The following is an 18,126-nucleotide window of genomic DNA, read 5'->3' as shown; positions in this document are numbered from 1 at the left end:
GCATAACTCTTAGCTTTGGTTTGTAAAGCTAATCTGTTACCGAATTATCTGACCTTTACAATTGCGAGGTACGAAGCAATCGCGAACTATGTATAGCGGACTTTTTTCCTTGCGATTGATTCGTACCTCGCAATGACAAAAAAACTAATCACCAATTAACTGGCAATAGTATGTGCCTTACGCTGTACAGCTATACTTTTAACTTTTGCAGCAATATTAGCAGCATCATACCCACATTCGGCCCAAAGTTCGGGCTGCTCGCCATGTTCTATAATTTTATCGGGGATACCCAGGCGGATAACTTGTGCCTGGTAGTTATTATCGGCCATAAATTCAAGTACAGCTGTTCCCATACCGCCTTCAATACAACCATCTTCAACAGTTATAACTTTGCTGAATTTTTTAAATACTTCGTGCAATAATGCTTCGTCAATAGGTTTAACAAAACGCATATCGTAATGGGCCGGGTAATAACCCTCTGCATTCAGTTCGGCAACAGCGTTTACGGCTTCGTTACCAATATGTCCTAAGGTAAGTATGGCTACATCTTCACCATCGCATATTTTGCGCCCTTTACCAACTTGTAAAGGCTTAAACGGACGCTGCCAATCAACCATTACGCCGCTACCACGTGGGTAGCGTATAACAAACGGACCCATATTATCCTGTTGCGCAGTATACATCAGGTTACGTAGTTCTTCCTCATTCATTGGCGAAGAAACTGTCATATTAGGGATGCAACGCATAAATGCCAGGTCATATGCCCCGTGGTGAGTAGCGCCATCGGCACCGGCAATACCTGCCCTGTCCAGGCAGAAAATAACATGCAGATTTTGTATGGCAACATCATGTATCACCTGATCATATGCCCGCTGCATAAAGCTGGAGTAGATGTTGCAAAACGGTACTAAACCCTGGGTAGCCAATCCTGCAGAAAAAGTTACAGCATGCTGCTCTGCTATGCCCACGTCAAAAGCCCGCTCAGGCATGGCTTTCATCATCAGGTTTAAAGAGCAACCCGAAGGCATAGCAGGTGTTATCCCCATTATTTTAGGGTTCTGTTCTGCCAACTCAATTATGCTGTGGCCAAACACATCCTGATATTTAGGTGGTTGTGGCTTCTCGCTTTTTGTTTTCTTTATCTCGCCGGTAATTTTATCAAAAAGGCCCGGAGCATGCCACTTGGTCTGGTCTTTTTCGGCCAGGGCGTAACCTTTTCCCTTAACGGTTATGCAGTGCAGCAGTTTTGGTCCGGGTATATCGCGCAGATCGCGCAGTACCTTGGCTAAATTTTTAACATCGTGTCCATCAACGGGGCCAAAATATCTGAATTTAAGCGCTTCAAAAAAGTTGCTTCGCTTAAGTAAAGTTCCTTTTATGCTCTTCTCAATTTTAAGCGCCATGTTGTAAGCATCGGGGCCTATAGATGAGATCTTAGCCAGAACGTTGGCTATATCATCCCTAAAACGGTTGTAGGGCTTTGAGGTGGTTATGCTGGTTAAATACTCTTTTAACGCGCCAACATTAGGGTCAATAGACATGTTATTGTCGTTCAGAATAACCAAAATGTTTGAGTTGGCTATACCGGCGTGGTTTAAAGCTTCAAAAGCCATACCCGCGGTCATGGCACCATCGCCAATTACAGCTACGTGCTGACGGTCGTTCTCGCCTTTATATTTTGAAGCTACTGCCATGCCCAGCGCGGCAGATATTGATGTAGAGGAGTGCCCTACGCCAAATGTATCGTATTCGCTCTCTGAGCGTTTTGGGAAACCGCTTAAGCCGCCGTAAACCCGGTTGGTATGAAAATCATCGCGGCGGCCAGTTAATATCTTGTGTCCGTAAGCCTGGTGGCCAACGTCCCACACTAACTGATCGTAAGGAGTATTAAGGATATAATGCAGTGCTACAGTCAGTTCAACGACGCCTAAACTGGCAGCAAAATGCCCGCCGTTTACTGATACCACATCAATAATATACTGGCGCAGTTCCTGGCAAACCTGCTCTAATTGGTCTTCAGAAATTTTTTTAAGATCAGAAGGCGAGTTGATGCCTTCAAGTAATTTACCAGCTGGTACCTGCATTTGTTATGTTACCGATATTAACTACAAATTAAGCTAATAAATATCATAATTAATATATAAAAAAATAGTTTGTTTAGGGGCTATATAAATTTGAAATAGTAAAATTATATTTGGGTAAGCCATGACAGATGAAAGCTTTGAAATAAAACTCCCGCAGTTTGAAGGGCCGTTTGACCTGCTGCTGTTCTTTATTGAACGGGATGAGCTGGATATACACGAAATTTCCATCACCCGCATAGCTAACGATTTTCTGGATTACATTCACCACATGACCAGCCTTAACATTGAGCTGGCCAGCGAGTTTATTTTTGTTGCCGCTACGCTGATGCGCATTAAGGCTAAAATGCTGCTGCCGCGATATGATGCAGAGGATGGCGAGAGCGAAATAGATCAAAAAGACGAGCTGATACGCAGGTTGATAGAATACAAAAAGTTTAAAGAGATATGCGAAGAGCTTAGGCCGATGGAGGACGAGCGCTTTAAACAGGAGCGCAGGGGTAATGTTAAGTTCGATATTGAACAAACAGAATCAACAGTAAAATTACCCGGCGAAGAACTGGCCGACATCAGCCTGTATAAACTGATGATGGTGTACGCCCGCCTGATGCGAAATTACCAAAACCGCGCGCAGGAGGTAACGCATACCGTAGTACAATATCCTTATACCATTGAAGCGCAGAAAAAAGCTATTGATAACCTGTTGCGAATAAACAGCAAGCTTGATTTTAAAACCATAGCGGGTAACTCGGAAAACAAGGTGCATTTTGTGTACAACTTTTTAGCTGTTTTAGAGATGCTGCAGCAGGAATTGCTGGATATTCAGATAGGGCTGGGGTATAATAATTTTTGGGTTACGCCGAAGGAGAGTTCAACGGAATAATTAGAACTTCAAAGTCATGCCGAATTTATTTCAGCATCCCGCCAGGCATTACCGCCTGCTTGGCAAGTGGGTTGCTAAAACAAGTTCAGCATGACTGTATGATTAATAGCAGTAACTTTTTTACACCCCAAACTGCTGCAAATGGTGGTCCAGGTGCTTATAGAACAAAACATTCCACTCATCCGCTGTTAAACGCCCGAATGATAAAGATTCGCGGCCTTCAAAGTGTTGCTTCCCTAATTGCAGGGTATGATCTGTATACTCCAACAAGCGTTTTTTCTCCGTTTCAAAATCTCTGTCGTCGGCTATTATAAAAGCTTTGGCGGTAGGGGTATTACGTTTGTAAGGTTTTGGGCCAACCACCACATTTTTAACAAATGCCTTTAAAATAAATCGTACAAAGGCGTTGGGTTTTGGGTGCTTATCGGTGTAAGCCATTTCATAGCTAACATTGGTGTGCGCCAGCATTTGCGATACATTCATTTTGCCCCAAAGACCCGCTGTTTGCGGCGTTAGTTTATTTATACGGGCTTTAAGTTCGGCAACGTCGGCAGCGTTAAAAACACTTTTAATCATGATGAGAGGATTTACTCAAATATAGTATTTTGAGTATTATCAGGTACAAAACTTTATTTTACAAAATGGATTAACCTACCCCAACTTATACTCATCCAGCTTGCGGTACAGGGTGGTGAGGCCAATGCCCAGCAACCGGGCAGTCTCTGCTTTATTGCCGCCGGTATGGCGCAATATTTTTATTATATGCAGGCGCTCTACGCCTGCCAGATCAAATGGATTGTTATCAGCAATATGGTTATCAAATTCCGGTGGTAAAAGATCGGCAGAAACCACGGCGTCATCAGCTAATATTACTACCCGCTCCATTACATTTTTAAGTTCGCGTATGTTGCCTTTCCACGCGTTGCCGTTTATAAGCCTGATAAAGCTATTATCCATTTTAACAGCAAATTTGCCCATTTTTAAAGAGAACTCTTTAAGGTAGTACTCTGCTAATAGTAAAATGTCTGTCTTTCTTTCGCGCAGGGGTGGCAATGGTATGCTAAAAACAGATAGGCGGTAAAAAAGGTCGCTTCTGAAATTTCCGGCATCAGCTTCTTTTTGCAGGTCGCGGTTGGTAGCCGCTATTATGCGGATGTTTACCTTGATAGTTTGGGTATCGCCCAGTTTTATAAAGCTCTTGTTTTCTAACAGGCGTAGTAGCCGCGCCTGCATTTCAAGCTTTATTTCTCCTATTTCATCTAAAAAAAGGGTGCCGTTATTGGCTTCTTCTACCAATCCTTTTTTGTCTTTAAGTGCGCCGGTAAAAGCGCCTGCTTTATAGCCAAATAGTTCGCTTTCCAGCAGATCGCCGGTAAAGCTGCTGCAGTTTATGGCTACAAATGGCTGCGCGCCGCGTTTACTTTCGTGATGTATAGCCGACGCGAAAACCTCTTTACCTGTTCCGGTTTCGCCCGTCAGCAATACTGTGGTATCGGTATCTGCTACCTTCCTTGCCAGCGTTATGGCGCTAATAATTGCGGGCGATGTGCCGATGATATCATCAAAGCTGATGTTGGCCTTTTCTTTCTTTTTTAATAACGCCGCGTTAAACTGTAGGGCAGCTTTTTCAAAGGCCTGGCTAACCAGCGGAATTATCTTGTCGTTATCGTCGCCTTTGGTAATATAGTTGAATGCGCCGTTCTGAATGGCTTGCACACCATCGGCAATGGTGCCGTAAGCGGTTAGATTGATAACCTCAACATAAGGTTTTATTTGTTTAATGGCTTTTACCAGTTCAACGCCGTTGGCGTCGGGTAGTTTCACATCGCTTATCACCAGCACAACATCTTCATGATGCAGAATGCTCAAGCCTTGTTTGGCGGTATAGGCTTGCAGTACCTTATAACCCTCCAAACCTAAAATGCGCGACAAAAGATCATTGAGCTTTTTCTCATCGTCAATTACCAGGATGGAGGTTTGACGCGATTTTTTTGTTTCCACACATCAAAATTAGAATGATTTATGATGTTTGTAACCATTCGGGCTTTTATTTCGTCTTGCTTGTGTTATAATTCTCCGGTTGGGTTTAAAAACATACATTATCACAATGACAAAGACTCTTTTTAAATCATTTATTTTTTTGCTTCTTACCTCGTTCTCTTTAAAAGCGCAGGTTAAAATACAGGGCCAAATAGTAGATTCCGTTTCCAAAGCAGCCATTCCCTTTGCAACTATCGGCGTTAAAAACAGAATTATAGGTACGGTAGCAGATTCAACCGGGAGGTTTCAATTATCCATATCGCCGGATAGCATTGGTCCTGGTAACCCGGTAATTGTGAGTTGCGTTGGATACAAGTCTGCTGAAATAGGCGTTCAGCGGCTTAAAGATGGGCATCAGCTAATTGCCCTGGCAATTGCTAATACCTATTTAGGTCAGGTAGCTGTAAAGCCGTTAAAGTTTAAAGTAAAAACATTTGGCAGAACAGGAAGCTCTGCCTTTATGAGCACAAAGATGATATCTGAGCATAACCATACCAGTGATGAGTTAGGTAAAGAAATAGGGACGGTTATTGGTATTGATAAAAATTGCCGGCTTACCGCCTTTAACATGCACGTTATATTTAATCATTTTGATAACGTTAAGTTTAGGCTAAACATCTACAGCGTAAAAAACGGATTAGCAGATACACTGCTTATAAAAGATAATATTCTGTTAGATGTTGGGCACGTACGCCAAAAATGGATCCACGTAGATCTTACAAAATATCAGATCTATCTTGAAGGGTATAAAGAGGTTGCTGTGGCTATCCAGTGGTTAAAAAGCACTGCCGGTAACAATCCTCAAAAGTCATTCAATATAGCTGCGGTTCCGGCGCTGGGCCATCACATATTGTTCAGGGATAAAAGTCAATCAACCTGGCTAAAAGTGGGCGGTAATTTAAGTATGAATTTTACGGCTGATGTTTATAAAGACTGATAGCTACCGCGCTTTGATCCCAAAAACATCCTTTAAAGCTTTTTTTGCCGCATGATAGCCACACATGCCGTGTACACCACCCCCCGGCGGCGTTGACGACGAACAGATGTAAAGCCCCTTAGCCGATGTACGGTAAGGCGACCAGCGCAGTGCCGGACGGGTAAATAATTGTGTAATATCTTGTATGCCGCCGTTAATATCACCACCTATATAATTGGGGTTATGCTCCTGCATTTGCGCGGTGGTCATGGTATGGCGGGCCAATATTATGTCTTTAAATCCGGGTGCAAAGCGCTCTATCTGGTTTTCAATGGCGGCAGTCATGTTCTTAACCGAGCCATTGGGTACGTGGCAGTAGGCCCAGCCGGTGTGCATACCCTTGGGTGCACGACTATGATCAAACAGGCTTTGTTGCGCAAATAACACAAATGGTTTTTGCGGTAATTGTCCGTTGCTTACAGCCAGTTCAGAGCCGGCTATTTCATCAAATGTTCCTCCCAAATGCACGGTACCGGCACCGTGGCAAAATTCGTTAATAAAAGGCACGGGCCCATCCAACGCCCAATCAATTTTAAAAACCCCCATACCATAACGGTAGCGGTTAAGCTGCCATTTGTAAATTGACGAGAATTTATGCCCCGCAATTTGCAGCATTTGTTTTGGTGTTACGTCAAAAAGTACAGCGTGAGACGATGGCAGTTGCGATAACGAAGTAACATAGGTATTGGTCTCGATAACCCCACCCAGCGATATGAAATACGAACCCAGCGCCGCGGCAATTGCGGCCGAACCGCCTTTAGCCATGGGCCAGCCTTTAAGGTGCGCACCAGTAATAAGCGCCAGGGCAATAGCCGCGGTTGATTTGTTACTTAGCGGTTGCATGCTATGTGCCGCCATACCGCCAAATAGCGCCCTGGCGCGTTCTGTTGTAAAAGTGCGGACCATTTTTTCGGCACTTTGTAAGCCTTTTAGCCCGAATGATGCCATTTCAAAGGGGTGTTGCGGAAAATGCAATGGCCCTAAAACATCATTTTCAATAAGCGGCCAGCTTTTAACAATTGGCGAGATGAGTTTTGTGTAGGCCTGCTCATCGCCCGGTAAGTATTTGGCGGTTGTTTGTATGGACGAATGTAAAACACCCGCGCTGCCATCATCCAACGGATGGGCGCAGGCAACTGTTGGATGGATATATTCCAACCCGTGATCTGCAAGGGGCAGGTTTCTAAAAAATGGCGAATTAATGGCCAGGGGATGAATGGCCGAACAAACATCATGTTTAAAGCCCGGCAAAGTCAGATCCTGTGTGGCCAGGCCGCCGCCGATATTGGCCTTGCCCTCTAAAATCAAAACCGAAAGGCCATTTAGCTGCATTAATATAGCTGCTGCAAGGCCATTAGGACCGGAGCCTACTATAATGGCATCATAATCGCGTTTGGGTAAGGATTCAAAATCGGGCATAATAGATTCAGCTCAGCATAAAAAAGCAAACAGTAAATGCTAAACAATTATAGGCCGAAATGTTCTAAATAAAAAGTGGGGGAATTGGCCGGGGATAAAATATAAGCATTAGCTAAACCCGCGCGTCATTGCGAGGATACGAAGCAATCTCTACACACGCTAATAAAAACCGTGATCACTAATTTAAGGTTGATGCCATTTATTTAATTGCCCCATTATGATCTAAATAAAAGAATACGCGGCACTATACCAACGATTGATAATACTACCAAGCCTGTCGTGTAGCGATTGCTTCGTATCCTCGCAATGACGTGTTGGAAAAGTTACCCCAGCGCAGCTGCAAAATCCGCAATCAGATCATCCTTATCCTCAATACCTATTGAAAGGCGGATCATGTTATCTGATATACCCATTTCGGCGCGTTTCTCTGCGCCTAACTCGTTAAATATGGTGTGCGCTACCGGGATAGACAGCGTACGCGTATCGCCCAGGTTGCTTGATTTTATTACCAGCTGCAGCTTGTTTAAAAACGCGAAACAATCCATACTTTCCACCAGCTCAATGCTCAATAAGGTGCCATAGCCAGAGAAAAGCTTTTTAGCCAGCGCATGTTGCGGATGGTTTTCCAGACCCGGATAAAATACTTTTTTAATGTTTGGATGCGCCTCAAAATAAGCTGCCAGCGTCATGGCATTATCGGTAGATCTATCCATACGCAGTGCCAGTGTTTCGGCACCTATTGATATGTAATGCGCGGCTTCCGGGGCCATGGTGCCGCCTGCGTCGCGCAATCCTTTTTTTCTTATCTGGGTGATGCCCCATTTTTTAACATCGCCTTTTTTGTATACGTCGTAAATGTTAGGGTAATTACCCCAGTCAAACAAACCCGTATCAGTAACACAACCGCCTAAAGCATTGCCATGGCCACCTATGTTTTTGGTAAGCGAATTAGCTACCAGTCCGGCTTTAACATTTACGGGTTTAAAAAGGTAGGGCGTGGTCATGGTGTTATCTACCATATACAACAATCCTTTTTGTTCGCACAGGTTACCAATGGCTTCCAGGTCGGCAACCTGCGTAGCCGGGTTAGCAATGGTTTCAACAAAAACCATGCGGGTGTTGGGTTTTAAAGCACTTTCAACATTGGCTACCGCGGTGGCATCAACAAAAGTAATGTCAAGGCCCATATCCATGTATGATTGAAATACGCTGCGGGTGTTGCCAAACAAGTAAGAACTGGCCACAATATGGTCGCCGTGTTTTACCAATGCTAAAACGGTTGACGATATGGCCGCCATGCCGGTTGCAAAGCCCACCGAAGCAAAACCATTCTCCATTTGCGTTACCTTATGCTCCAGCGCGCTAACAGTAGGGCTGCCCTGGCGCGAGTAAGCATAACCGCTTGTTTTGTTCTGAAAAACATCTACCAGGTCCTGTACATCATCATAACCAAACGTTACCGAGGTATGGATGGGTTTATGTAAAGCGCCGTGTTCGGGTTTTTGTAAACGGTCTGCGTGCAGCAGGGTAGTGGTAAAGCCTTTTTTTGTTGTCATTGTCTTATTCAGTTATCACGATATCAGACTGCGAACTTAGTAGTTTTTAAGGGAATTTTTTAATGATGAGGGAGGATATGACGTTAGGAATATTGTTTTAAGAAGATTTATATCATAGCGATGGGTTTTAAACCCATCGCTATTGAGAAAGCCATCGGAAGATTGCCTCGGGTAGTTGACCGGGCTATATCTGTTGGTTGTGTATATTGGTTGATTATCACTAATTTTAAATAACAAAAATATATGCCCCGGCTAAGGGGCACATCTGCTATGAAAAAATGGATATTCCTGCTTCCCGCGCTTGTTATAATAAGTTTGTCAGGCCGCGCGCAAAGCCGGCCGGGGGAATTGGTAAAAACAACTAACACCGTAAATTCGCGCAGCGAATGCGGAATGGCGGCGGCGAATGGTAAATTATACCTGATAGGCGGTGGCGGCAACGCCGCGATGCCCGTTGAGATATATGACCCGACAACCGCAACGTGGACGAAGGGCGCGACAGCGCCAAGCGTTATGCACCACTTTCAACCGGTGGCGTTAGGCGATAAAATTTATGTGCTGGAGGCTTTTGTAGATAACAACTATCCTAACCAAACAACAGCCGCCAATGTACTTTGCTATGATACCAAAGCGGATAGCTGGAAAAAGTTATCGGGTTTACCGGTAGAGCGCCGCCGCGCCGGTGCCGGGGCAGCGGTTTATAATGGCAAGCTTTATTTGGCCGGAGGGATACAAAATGGCCACGCCAGCGGAACCACCAATATGTTTGATGTTTATGATCCGGCAACTGATAAATGGACGGTATTGGCGAATGCGCCGCATATACGCGACCATAGTATGGCTGCTGTTTTAAACGATAAATTATACGCTATCGGCGGCCGGAATACCAGCATACACGAGCCGGAATTTAGTGCGTTTTACAGTAAGGTTGTTTTAGAGGTGGATGAATACGACTTTAAAACAGGTAAGTGGTCAACCCTTCAGGCCAAACTGCCAAAAGGGTCGGGCGGCGGTTCGGCTATTGCGGCAGGCCCCTTTTTATTTTATATAGGCGGCGAACGCGCTACCGACACTGAACCCAATGCACCACGGAAGGATATTTATTACATTGACCCAAGAACCTACAAGGCTTTTACCAAAGCATCCGACCTCAATTTTGCACGCAACGGACCGGGTGGAGCGGTTATAACTACCGTTAACGGCAACAAAACTAACTACGATATTTATATTGCCGGCGGCGCGGGCAATAATGGCATTGCGCTTGAAAAATCAAATGTCACCACGGATGAGGTATTTTAAATAATAGTCTTACGCAAAGTAGGGCTACAGATCTTTAATAAATTACTGTTACAAAAGCGTTGCAAAAAAAGTGTAAATTTTGCTGATAACAATTAGTTGATAATCAAATATTTGATATCGAATTACAGCTAAATTTTCTGACGAATATGTCTGTTGCAAAGTGTTGCATGTTTTAACATGTAATAATTGTAAGTGGTTGATACGTAAATAGTTGAAAAAAATGCTGTTGCAAGTGTTGCAAAGTGTTGCATATATTCCTGCAACACCTTGCATCATAAATTTTATTTATTTTCGCTTCATGTCCATTTATACTATCCCACTCAAGTACCGGAAGATGGAGAATCTTCACATTGTTTTTTGGCTGTTCAAGGATATCGGCTGGTGCCTTATCTGGAAACCACTGGGCATTGTAATGATCTTTCCAACGCTCATCATCTCTATGGTAATAGCCTGGCGCACCCGGCACATGATGGCCGAGCTTACCCATAACCTGGCAATTACATTGTGGATACTGGCCAATTCCTATTGGATGTCGACGGAGTTTTTGGGTATAGACGGTGCTGAGGTTTTTGCCGGAATAACCTACAGACAGCTCACTATTGCTCCGTTTTTATCAGGAGTGGCGTGCCTGGCCTACTATTATATTTTTTGGGCACCCAAACACCCTGATGATGTAGAATTGTATGATGTAAGTAATGATGTGACCATAACTAACCCACCTTTGGTGAATAAAGAAAAAGAGCGCGTGTCATCCTGAGCCTGTCGAAGGACGGGCGCAAAGGCCCTACCCACTATGTTGCGACGAGCTCAACATGACACCTTAATCCCCTAACAGTGCCTTTAAATTCTCCAGCGTATCTGCTTCTTCTTTAGGCTTATCATGCCGCCAGCGCAATATGCGCGGAAACCGCAAGGCTATGCCCGATTTATGCCGGGTAGAGCGGTTAATTCCCTCAAAACCTATTTCAAAAACCAGCTCCGGCTTAACCGTGCGCACGGGTCCGAATTTTTCAAGGGTATTACGCTTTACAAAGTAATCTACCTTATTGATCTCGGCATCGGTAAGGCCGGAGTAGGCCTTGGCAAAAGGCACCAGTTTATCGCCATCCCAAACTGCGAACGTGTAATCGGTATAAAGATCAGCTCTACGACCGTGACCTTTTTGTGCATAAACCATAACGGCGTCTACAGACAGCGGGTCTATTTTCCACTTCCACCAGTCGCCACGGCGGCGGCCCACCTGGTAAGTAGCGCTTTTGCGTTTCAGCATAATACCCTCTGCTACCATAGCCCTTGATTGATCGCGTATCACAGCCAGATCATCCCACGAGCTGAAGTTGATAAGCGCCGATATCCGGAATATTTCGGGCTGGGCTGTTGTGGTCTGCAAATCCTCTAATAATGCCCTGCGCTCTGATTGTGTTTTGTAACGGATATCTTCACCATTGTACTCTAAGCAATCATAAGCTATAACAGCAACCGGGCTTTCCTCCAGTATTTTCTTACTGATATTTTTTCTGCCGATGCGGGTTTGCAGCACATTGAAGGGCAGGGGCAAGCCATCCCTGAAACTTAATATCTCGCCATCTATCACTGTGCCATCAGGCAGGGCGTTCAAAAATGGGTGCAGCTCCGGGAACTTCTCGGTGGCCAGGTCCTCACCCCGGCTCCAGATGAAGATCTGCCCATCGCGCTTAATTAACTGCGCGCGTATACCATCCCACTTCCATTCGGCTTGCCACTCGTCAGCTTCGCCTAAAGTAACCTTTAACTCCTCGGCTGATTTCTGCTTATCAGATGTCTCCTGTATGGGGTAAGCCAGGAAGAAAGGGTAGGGCCGCGATACATCGTCCGATGCATCGCCCTTTTGAGTAAGCTGCTCGTAAGAGTAAGTATCCGGCATCCAGTTACCCATAATGCGATGGGTAAGCGTAGCGGCATCCAATCCGGAAAGATCAGCCAGCGCCTTTATCACCAGATTTTGCGATACGCCAACCCTAAAACTGCCGGTAAGTAGTTTGTTAAATACAAAACGTTCCTGCGTATCCAACACGGCCCAGGCATCGGTTAGCCAGAGTTTGCGTTCTTCTTCCGTTTTTGCACTTAGCGTATTCAACTCGGCAATCCAGTCGGTAAGGGTTTTGTCGCTGCTGCTTTCTGTGTTTTGAGGCAGCAACAGGGCCATGGTTTCGGCAAGGTCGCCTACTATATGGTAGCTCTCTTCAAACAACCAAACCGGGATACCTGTAACCGCGTTGGCCCAGGTGCGTATCTGTGTAGCGTTGATAACCCGTTTTGGTTTGCGCCCTGTAAACAGCGCCAGCATGTGCATTTTGTCAGAATCGGGTACGCAATTAAGGTAGTCTTTTAGAACCTTAACCTTCTCGTTGGTTTTGTTGGTCTCGTCTAACGAGAGGAAGAGTCGGGCGAATGCTTTCATATAGCCTCCTCCCAGCCTCCCCCGGAAGGGGAGGAGCTTGATAGTTCAGCAGAAAAAGTCTCCCCTTCCGGGGGAGATTTAGAGGGGGCTTCTTCATCTTCTGAAGGAGTTTGGTTAGGCGATTCATCATCCCCAAACAACGTGTGCACCTCGTGCGCGTCAAAACCTATTTCAGAAAGATAACGCGCAAACGGCGCGGTATAACCGTGGGTAAGATAAACCTTCTCGCAGCCCGTAGCATCTATGGCACTTATCAAGCCGCTCCAGTCGGCGTGGTCTGATAGTATAAAGCCCCGATCAGCGGCCCTGCGGCGCTTCGCGCCGCGCAAAGCCATCCATCCCGAGCAATAACCAAAACTGTAAGGCTGAAACCTCCGCATCCAGGGCGTACCCACCGATGATGGCGGTGCCAGTATTATGCACTTACGCACTTCGTCTTTAGAGGTCTCGGGTGTTATGCGGTGCGTCTCGTTGAGTATAATGCCGTTGCGGCGCAGGGCCTCGTTGGTGTTTTCAATAACGCCGTGGGTATAAACCTTGCCAATTGACAGATCAAGATTTTGCAATATGCGCTGCGCCTTGCCTAATAAGTATCCTACTATCACCGTTGCTATATTGTTTTCCGCGTTACCGCGCCACCATTTATTCACCTCATCAAAAAGCTGTTGCTGGGGCTTCCATTGAAAAACGGGCATCCCGAAGGTACATTCAGAAATAAAATGGTGGCATTTTACCGGCTCGAAGGGTGCACATACACCATCATCTTCCGTTTTATAATCGCCTGATATCACCCAAACCTGGCCCTTATACTCAATCCGCACCTGTGCCGAGCCAATAACGTGCCCTGCAGGATGAAGTGATATTTCTACACCGTTCTTCATTACCTTTTCGCCATATTCAATGGTTTGAAGACTGATATCGCCCAGACGGTAAAGCAATACTTCCCTGGATAGGTGATGAGCCAGATAACGCTTATTCCCCCACCTGGCGTGGTCGCTGTGCGCGTGGGTTATTACCGCATCATCAACCGGTTTCCATGGGTCTATATAAAATTTGCCTTGCGGGCAGTAAATGCCATTGTCGGTAAACTCAATCAGCGGTTTTGCCATATAGCAATAACTCCTTTTTAAGCAATTGGTTTTAACGCAAAAGCCCTTCCGGGATAACCGGAAGGGCTTTCAATGTAATAATAAATTATTTTAACGCATAGCAGGCGTGTGGGCCTTAGCTACTTTATCGGTAGCAATGCCAATGTAATCAACCAATATTTGACCTGCCTCTAATTTTAAAGCATCCAGGTCTTCTTTTTTAGGTTTCGCTTCCCCTTTTTTCAACGCCGGGCGACCCATGGCTACGCGTAACGCATTGTTCCTGTCAAAGCTTTTTTGCTCGTCCTCGTCGCGCTGTTTTTTCAATACGTCAATATTTAGCATCATGGTGTTCTCGGCAGCTTTTTTCTTGTATTCTTCAATATCGGCTAACAGGTTTTTGTATACTACGCTGTTTTTCATGCGTGCCTGGTGTAATTGGCTAAGCTGGGGTAGCACGGTGTTAATATCGGCCACCTTAGTATACTGGCTTTTAGCTATAACATCAAAAGGCAAAGCAGATGGATCAGTGTCCTCACCATATTTATCCAAAGGTATGGATGACGGGAACTGGATATCAGGAATAACGCCTTTGTGTTGGGTTGATCCTCCGCTGATGCGATAGAACTTGGCGATTGTAAGGTTAAGCTGACCGTAGTCTATCTCTGGGGTGGCGTTATTACGCCCGGTTACATTGCCAACAATTGAATTGATCCTGTTGCCTAGCGTAGAATTAATATATCTGTTTAGATCAATCTGTGTCTGAACAGTGCCTTTACCATAGGTTTGGGTTCCAAGTATTACGCCGCGGCCATAATCCTGTATAGCGCCGGCAAAGATCTCTGATGCTGAAGCGCTGAAACGGTCAACCAAAACGGCTAAGGGGCCAGCATAGGCTATGCCCGGATCTTCATCCTTGTCTACTTCAACTTCGTTTTTAGTGTCGCGTACCTGCACAACAGGGCCATCTTTTATAAACAAGCCGGTAAGCGATATGGCTTCTGTTAATGAACCACCACCATTTGTGCGCAGGTCGATAACAATACCGTCAACGTTTTCTTTTTTAAGCGAATCTAACAACAGTTTTACATCCCTGGTAGTGCTTGGGTAGTCGGCAACGCCGGAACGGGCTGCATCAAAATCAACATAAAATGCCGGGATGTTAATAATACCGATCTTAACAGTTTTACCATTTTGCTGGTAGTTTTGAATTGATTTCTGTGCGCGTTGATCATTTAATACGATCTTCTCGCGAACGATCTCTACTGTTTTGGTAGGGTCAGAAACCGCTTTACCTTCGGGAAGTAGTTTTAGTCTTACAACGGTGCCTTTTGCACCTCGTATTAATTTAATAGCGTTTGATGTACGCCAGCCTACTATGTCCTGAAATTCGCCGGTTTTACCTTGTGCTACAGCTACTATCCTGTCGCCCGCATTAACCTGGTGAGTTTTATCAGCAGGGCCGCCCGCTACTAACGATTGTATAATAACGTACTCGTTTTTTTCGCTGAGTGTTGCACCAATACCTTCCAGTGAGCGCGACATTTCTAATTTGAACTGCGCCTTGTTAAACTGGTTAAAGTAGTTGGTATGTGGATCTATCGCCTCAGTAAAGTCATCCATAAACAACTGAAAAACATCATCGCTTTCCAATTTATTGTTTTGAGAAATAAGGTTTTCGTAGCGTTTTTTCAGTGTTTCTTTATTTTTAGCTTCATCAGGTTTAGCCAGTTGTAAATTAATCAGATCGAACTTAACACGTTGTGTCCAGTAGGCATCTAACTGTGCCTGCGATGCCCATGGCAGCTTTTCGCGGTCGTATGCAAATGTTTCATTTTTTTTAAAATCGAATTCTTTGTTTAACTGCGCCAGCGAATAGTTTATCTTGTCGCTGTATCTTTTCTGAAAAACGTTAAACATATAAAACACGTTGCTCAGATTGCCGCTCTTAATGTCGTCGTCAAACCGGGTTTTATATTTGTCAAAATCAGCAATGTCTGATGCCAACAGGTAAACGCGGCCCTCGTCCATGCTTTTCAAAAAGTGATCGTATATAATTAGCGACAGGGAGTCGTTCAGCGCTACTTTTTTGTAATTGTATTGCGATATGAGCGAGGCCACAGCCTTAACAGCATTACTTTGATTTTCGGTAGGCTCTAAATTTAGTGAGCCGTTAACCTTAGCAGGTTTTGATGGCGCAGCGTTACACGCTAGCGCGGCCCCAAGTGCCAAAACGAAATAAAATCTTTTAAACATATCCTTTACTCTCTTAAAATCAGGAACTAAATAAAACATCAATACAATACTTGTGCCTAATTGCAGGCTAATTAAATATAAACAAAAAAAGACAGTCTTAATTGTCTGCCTCTGATTTGAGAATAACAATATTACAATAATGTTTTGCTATTTTATTATAACAACAGGTTTTTTACTTTATTGTTATATAGAGACAAATTTTGGCTGCAGATGTTACATCAAACCTATAAATTGCACAGGTAATGAAACCAATTATTGAATGTGTACCCAACTTTAGCGAGGGCCTTAATGCTGATGTAATAACGCAAATAGCTGCCGGGATAAACCAGACGGCAGGCGTTAATCTGCTAAACATTGACGCCGGCCACGATGCTAACCGCACCGTTATAACTTTTGCCGGCGAGCCCGACGCTGTTGTTGAAGCTGCTTTTAATTGCATAAGGAAAGCTACGGAACTTATTGATATGCGCACGCAAAAGGGCGAACATCCGCGGATGGGCGCTACTGATGTTTGTCCGCTTGTGCCTGTAAGCAATATAACACTGGCACAGGTTGATGTTTATGCAAAACTATTGGCCGCCAGGGTGGGTGCCGAATTGAAAATACCTGTTTACTTATATGAGTATTCGCAGGCGGATAAGGCCCGGAGTAATCTTTCTGTGATCAGATCGGGCGAGTACGAGGGTTTTTTTGAAAAGATAAAGCAACCAGCATGGCAGCCGGATTTTGGCCCCGCAGAAATGAATGCGAAAGCAGGTGCCACCGTTATAGGCGCGCGTAATTTTTTAATAGCTTATAACGTTAACCTTAATACTAAGTCGGTAAATTTAGCTGCAGAAATTGCTGCTGATGTACGTGAATCGGGTAGGTTACGGATTAATGAGGAAGGGAAGAAACGCGTTCCGGGTTTATTAAAAGGCGTAAAAGCTATAGGCTGGTATATGGAAGAGTATAAGTGTGCGCAGGTGTCAACCAATATTACTGATATTACGCTTAGTCCGATACACCAAGTTTTTGAAACCGTTGCTGAGCGGGCTAAAGCTTACGGTACCGAGGCAACCGGTAGTGAATTGATAGGTCTTATTCCGCTTAGCGCCATGAAGGAAGCGGGCCAGTATTTTGCCAAAAAACAGCAAATGGACAATTTGCCGGAAGAGCAGTTAATACAGCTTGCCATTAATACAATGGGGTTAAACGCTGTGAAACAATTTTACCCGCAAAAACGTATATTGGACTATTTGCTTAATAATTTGAATGAAGGAGCCAAAGCTTAGGTAACAATCTTATTGAAATTTAGCTATCGCTCAGGTTTAAAAATAATCTTATTATTTAATTTTTATATTTAAAATAAAATTTAACTCATCTTAGTTGATGAAATTTCCGCAGCTTATACGTTGCTGTTAAACTATAAATGAATACCCTAAAATTTAAACGTTTTATATTAACGATACTTTTAATTTGCCCGCTATTTTGGGCAAACGCACAGACTGCACGTTTAGATAACAGCATGCAGTTTGCCGCTTTTGACAAGGCGTTAAAAAAATCGGGCTTAGCGTTTACATTTCCGGCGGGTTTTAAAGAAATAAAAGCGGTAAACAATCGTGAATTTAGTTTCAACTACGCCATGGAACTTCCCGAAAAGGATTTTGAAATATGGCTGCGCGTTAATTCTATAAAAGAAAATAAGGCACTCTTAAAAGATAATCATCAACAAATAAACGTTGATTCTGCCTACGCGTTTATCATAAAGCAACAGGCCTTAGCTTTTTCTGATGATAATGATTGGCTTACGCGCCCTATCCCCAGTTTCATTTTAACCCGATATAATGCCGATGTTGGCAAAACTTATCTTGTTAACCTTAAAGATTCGCCCGTTACCAAGCATTATAAATACGCGTTAATGATAGTTCTGGCTAAGTACAACACAGGCAGCGTATTTGGCATTTGCCTTACTAACAACAAGGGGCCTGAGTTTTTTAAGAACATGTTTGAAGCAAGTAACTGCCTGAAATTCAAATCGCCGGAAAAGGCAGATAAATAATGTTAATAAGTTAATTTATTTAACGTCCTTATTCATCCTCTAAATTT

The 18,126-nt window shown here is 44.2% G+C and carries 14 protein-coding genes; 6 read left to right on the top strand and 8 right to left on the bottom strand.

The genetic code is table 11. The annotated features are described in order from the left end of the window. Window positions 1-155: 155 nt before the first annotated feature. The gene (gene dxs / locus ACFQZS_RS15710; protein WP_377101879.1) at window positions 156-2,084 is read right to left on the bottom strand and encodes a 1-deoxy-D-xylulose-5-phosphate synthase; all 1,929 of its coding nucleotides are present in this window, start codon (window positions 2,082-2,084) and stop codon (window positions 156-158) included. A gap of 121 nt (window positions 2,085-2,205) precedes the next feature. Here dxs and ACFQZS_RS15705 point away from each other — a divergent pair, with 121 nt between their 5' ends. Continuing rightward, window positions 2,206-2,964, top strand: a complete 759-nt coding sequence (locus ACFQZS_RS15705) for a segregation and condensation protein A (RefSeq protein ID WP_377101878.1) — start codon at window positions 2,206-2,208, stop codon at window positions 2,962-2,964. A gap of 120 nt (window positions 2,965-3,084) precedes the next feature. On the opposite strand, the gene ACFQZS_RS15700 is transcribed toward ACFQZS_RS15705, so the two are convergent. After that, window positions 3,085-3,540 carry a DUF1569 domain-containing protein gene (locus ACFQZS_RS15700; RefSeq protein ID WP_377101876.1) on the bottom strand — a complete coding sequence of 152 codons (456 nt, stop codon included), beginning with the start codon at window positions 3,538-3,540 and terminating at the stop codon, window positions 3,085-3,087. Between the two features lie 75 nt (window positions 3,541-3,615). Beyond that, window positions 3,616-4,965 carry a sigma-54-dependent transcriptional regulator gene (locus ACFQZS_RS15695; protein WP_377101875.1) on the bottom strand — a complete coding sequence of 450 codons (1,350 nt, stop codon included), beginning with the start codon at window positions 4,963-4,965 and terminating at the stop codon, window positions 3,616-3,618. Window positions 4,966-5,071: 106 nt separating this feature from the next. Here ACFQZS_RS15695 and ACFQZS_RS15690 point away from each other — a divergent pair, with 106 nt between their 5' ends. Next, window positions 5,072-5,941, top strand: coding sequence for a carboxypeptidase-like regulatory domain-containing protein (locus ACFQZS_RS15690; protein ID WP_377101874.1), 870 nt, complete (start codon window positions 5,072-5,074; stop codon window positions 5,939-5,941). A gap of 3 nt (window positions 5,942-5,944) precedes the next feature. Here ACFQZS_RS15690 and ACFQZS_RS15685 read toward each other — a convergent pair whose 3' ends face one another. Both ACFQZS_RS15685 and ACFQZS_RS15680 read right to left on the bottom strand, forming a co-directional pair. Next, the gene (locus ACFQZS_RS15685; RefSeq protein WP_377101872.1) at window positions 5,945-7,399 is read right to left on the bottom strand and encodes a phytoene desaturase family protein; all 1,455 of its coding nucleotides are present in this window, start codon (window positions 7,397-7,399) and stop codon (window positions 5,945-5,947) included. 323 nt (window positions 7,400-7,722) lie between these two features. Continuing rightward, window positions 7,723-8,955, bottom strand: a complete 1,233-nt coding sequence (locus ACFQZS_RS15680) for a cystathionine gamma-synthase family protein (protein ID WP_377101871.1) — start codon at window positions 8,953-8,955, stop codon at window positions 7,723-7,725. 270 nt (window positions 8,956-9,225) lie between these two features. Here ACFQZS_RS15680 and ACFQZS_RS15675 point away from each other — a divergent pair, with 270 nt between their 5' ends. Beyond that, window positions 9,226-10,254 carry a Kelch repeat-containing protein gene (locus tag ACFQZS_RS15675; protein ID WP_377101870.1) on the top strand — a complete coding sequence of 343 codons (1,029 nt, stop codon included), beginning with the start codon at window positions 9,226-9,228 and terminating at the stop codon, window positions 10,252-10,254. Between the two features lie 334 nt (window positions 10,255-10,588). Then, window positions 10,589-11,011: a hypothetical protein gene (locus ACFQZS_RS15670; RefSeq protein WP_377101869.1), complete on the top strand. Its 423-nt coding sequence runs from the start codon at window positions 10,589-10,591 to the stop codon at window positions 11,009-11,011. A gap of 63 nt (window positions 11,012-11,074) precedes the next feature. Here ACFQZS_RS15670 and ACFQZS_RS15665 read toward each other — a convergent pair whose 3' ends face one another. The 3 genes from ACFQZS_RS15665 to ACFQZS_RS15655 form a co-directional block, all read right to left on the bottom strand. After that, complete coding sequence (locus tag ACFQZS_RS15665) at window positions 11,075-12,694, bottom strand: ATP-dependent DNA ligase (protein ID WP_377101867.1); 1,620 nt, start codon at window positions 12,692-12,694, stop codon at window positions 11,075-11,077. After that, window positions 12,691-13,803 (bottom strand): ligase-associated DNA damage response exonuclease, encoded by a 1,113-nt coding sequence (locus tag ACFQZS_RS15660; protein WP_377101866.1) that lies wholly within the window; start codon window positions 13,801-13,803, stop codon window positions 12,691-12,693. The genes ACFQZS_RS15665 and ACFQZS_RS15660 overlap by 4 nt, the downstream gene beginning before the upstream one ends. A gap of 90 nt (window positions 13,804-13,893) precedes the next feature. Beyond that, on the bottom strand, window positions 13,894-16,038 hold the full coding sequence (locus ACFQZS_RS15655; protein ID WP_377101865.1) for a carboxy terminal-processing peptidase: 2,145 nt from the start codon (window positions 16,036-16,038) through the stop codon (window positions 13,894-13,896). Window positions 16,039-16,280: 242 nt separating this feature from the next. Here ACFQZS_RS15655 and ftcD point away from each other — a divergent pair, with 242 nt between their 5' ends. After that, on the top strand, window positions 16,281-17,312 hold the full coding sequence (gene ftcD / locus ACFQZS_RS15650; protein ID WP_377101863.1) for a glutamate formimidoyltransferase: 1,032 nt from the start codon (window positions 16,281-16,283) through the stop codon (window positions 17,310-17,312). A 137-nt stretch (window positions 17,313-17,449) separates the two neighbouring features. Then, entirely contained in the window at window positions 17,450-18,079 is a 630-nt protein-coding gene (locus ACFQZS_RS15645) for a hypothetical protein (RefSeq protein ID WP_377101861.1), read from the top strand. Window positions 18,080-18,126 lie beyond the last annotated feature (47 nt).

The sequence above is a fragment of the Mucilaginibacter calamicampi genome (assembly GCF_042676765.1).
Classification (GTDB): Bacteria; Bacteroidota; Bacteroidia; order Sphingobacteriales; family Sphingobacteriaceae; genus Mucilaginibacter; species Mucilaginibacter calamicampi.
Note: the sequence above shows the minus strand (reverse complement) of the source record. Positions and strands in the feature narration are given on the sequence as shown.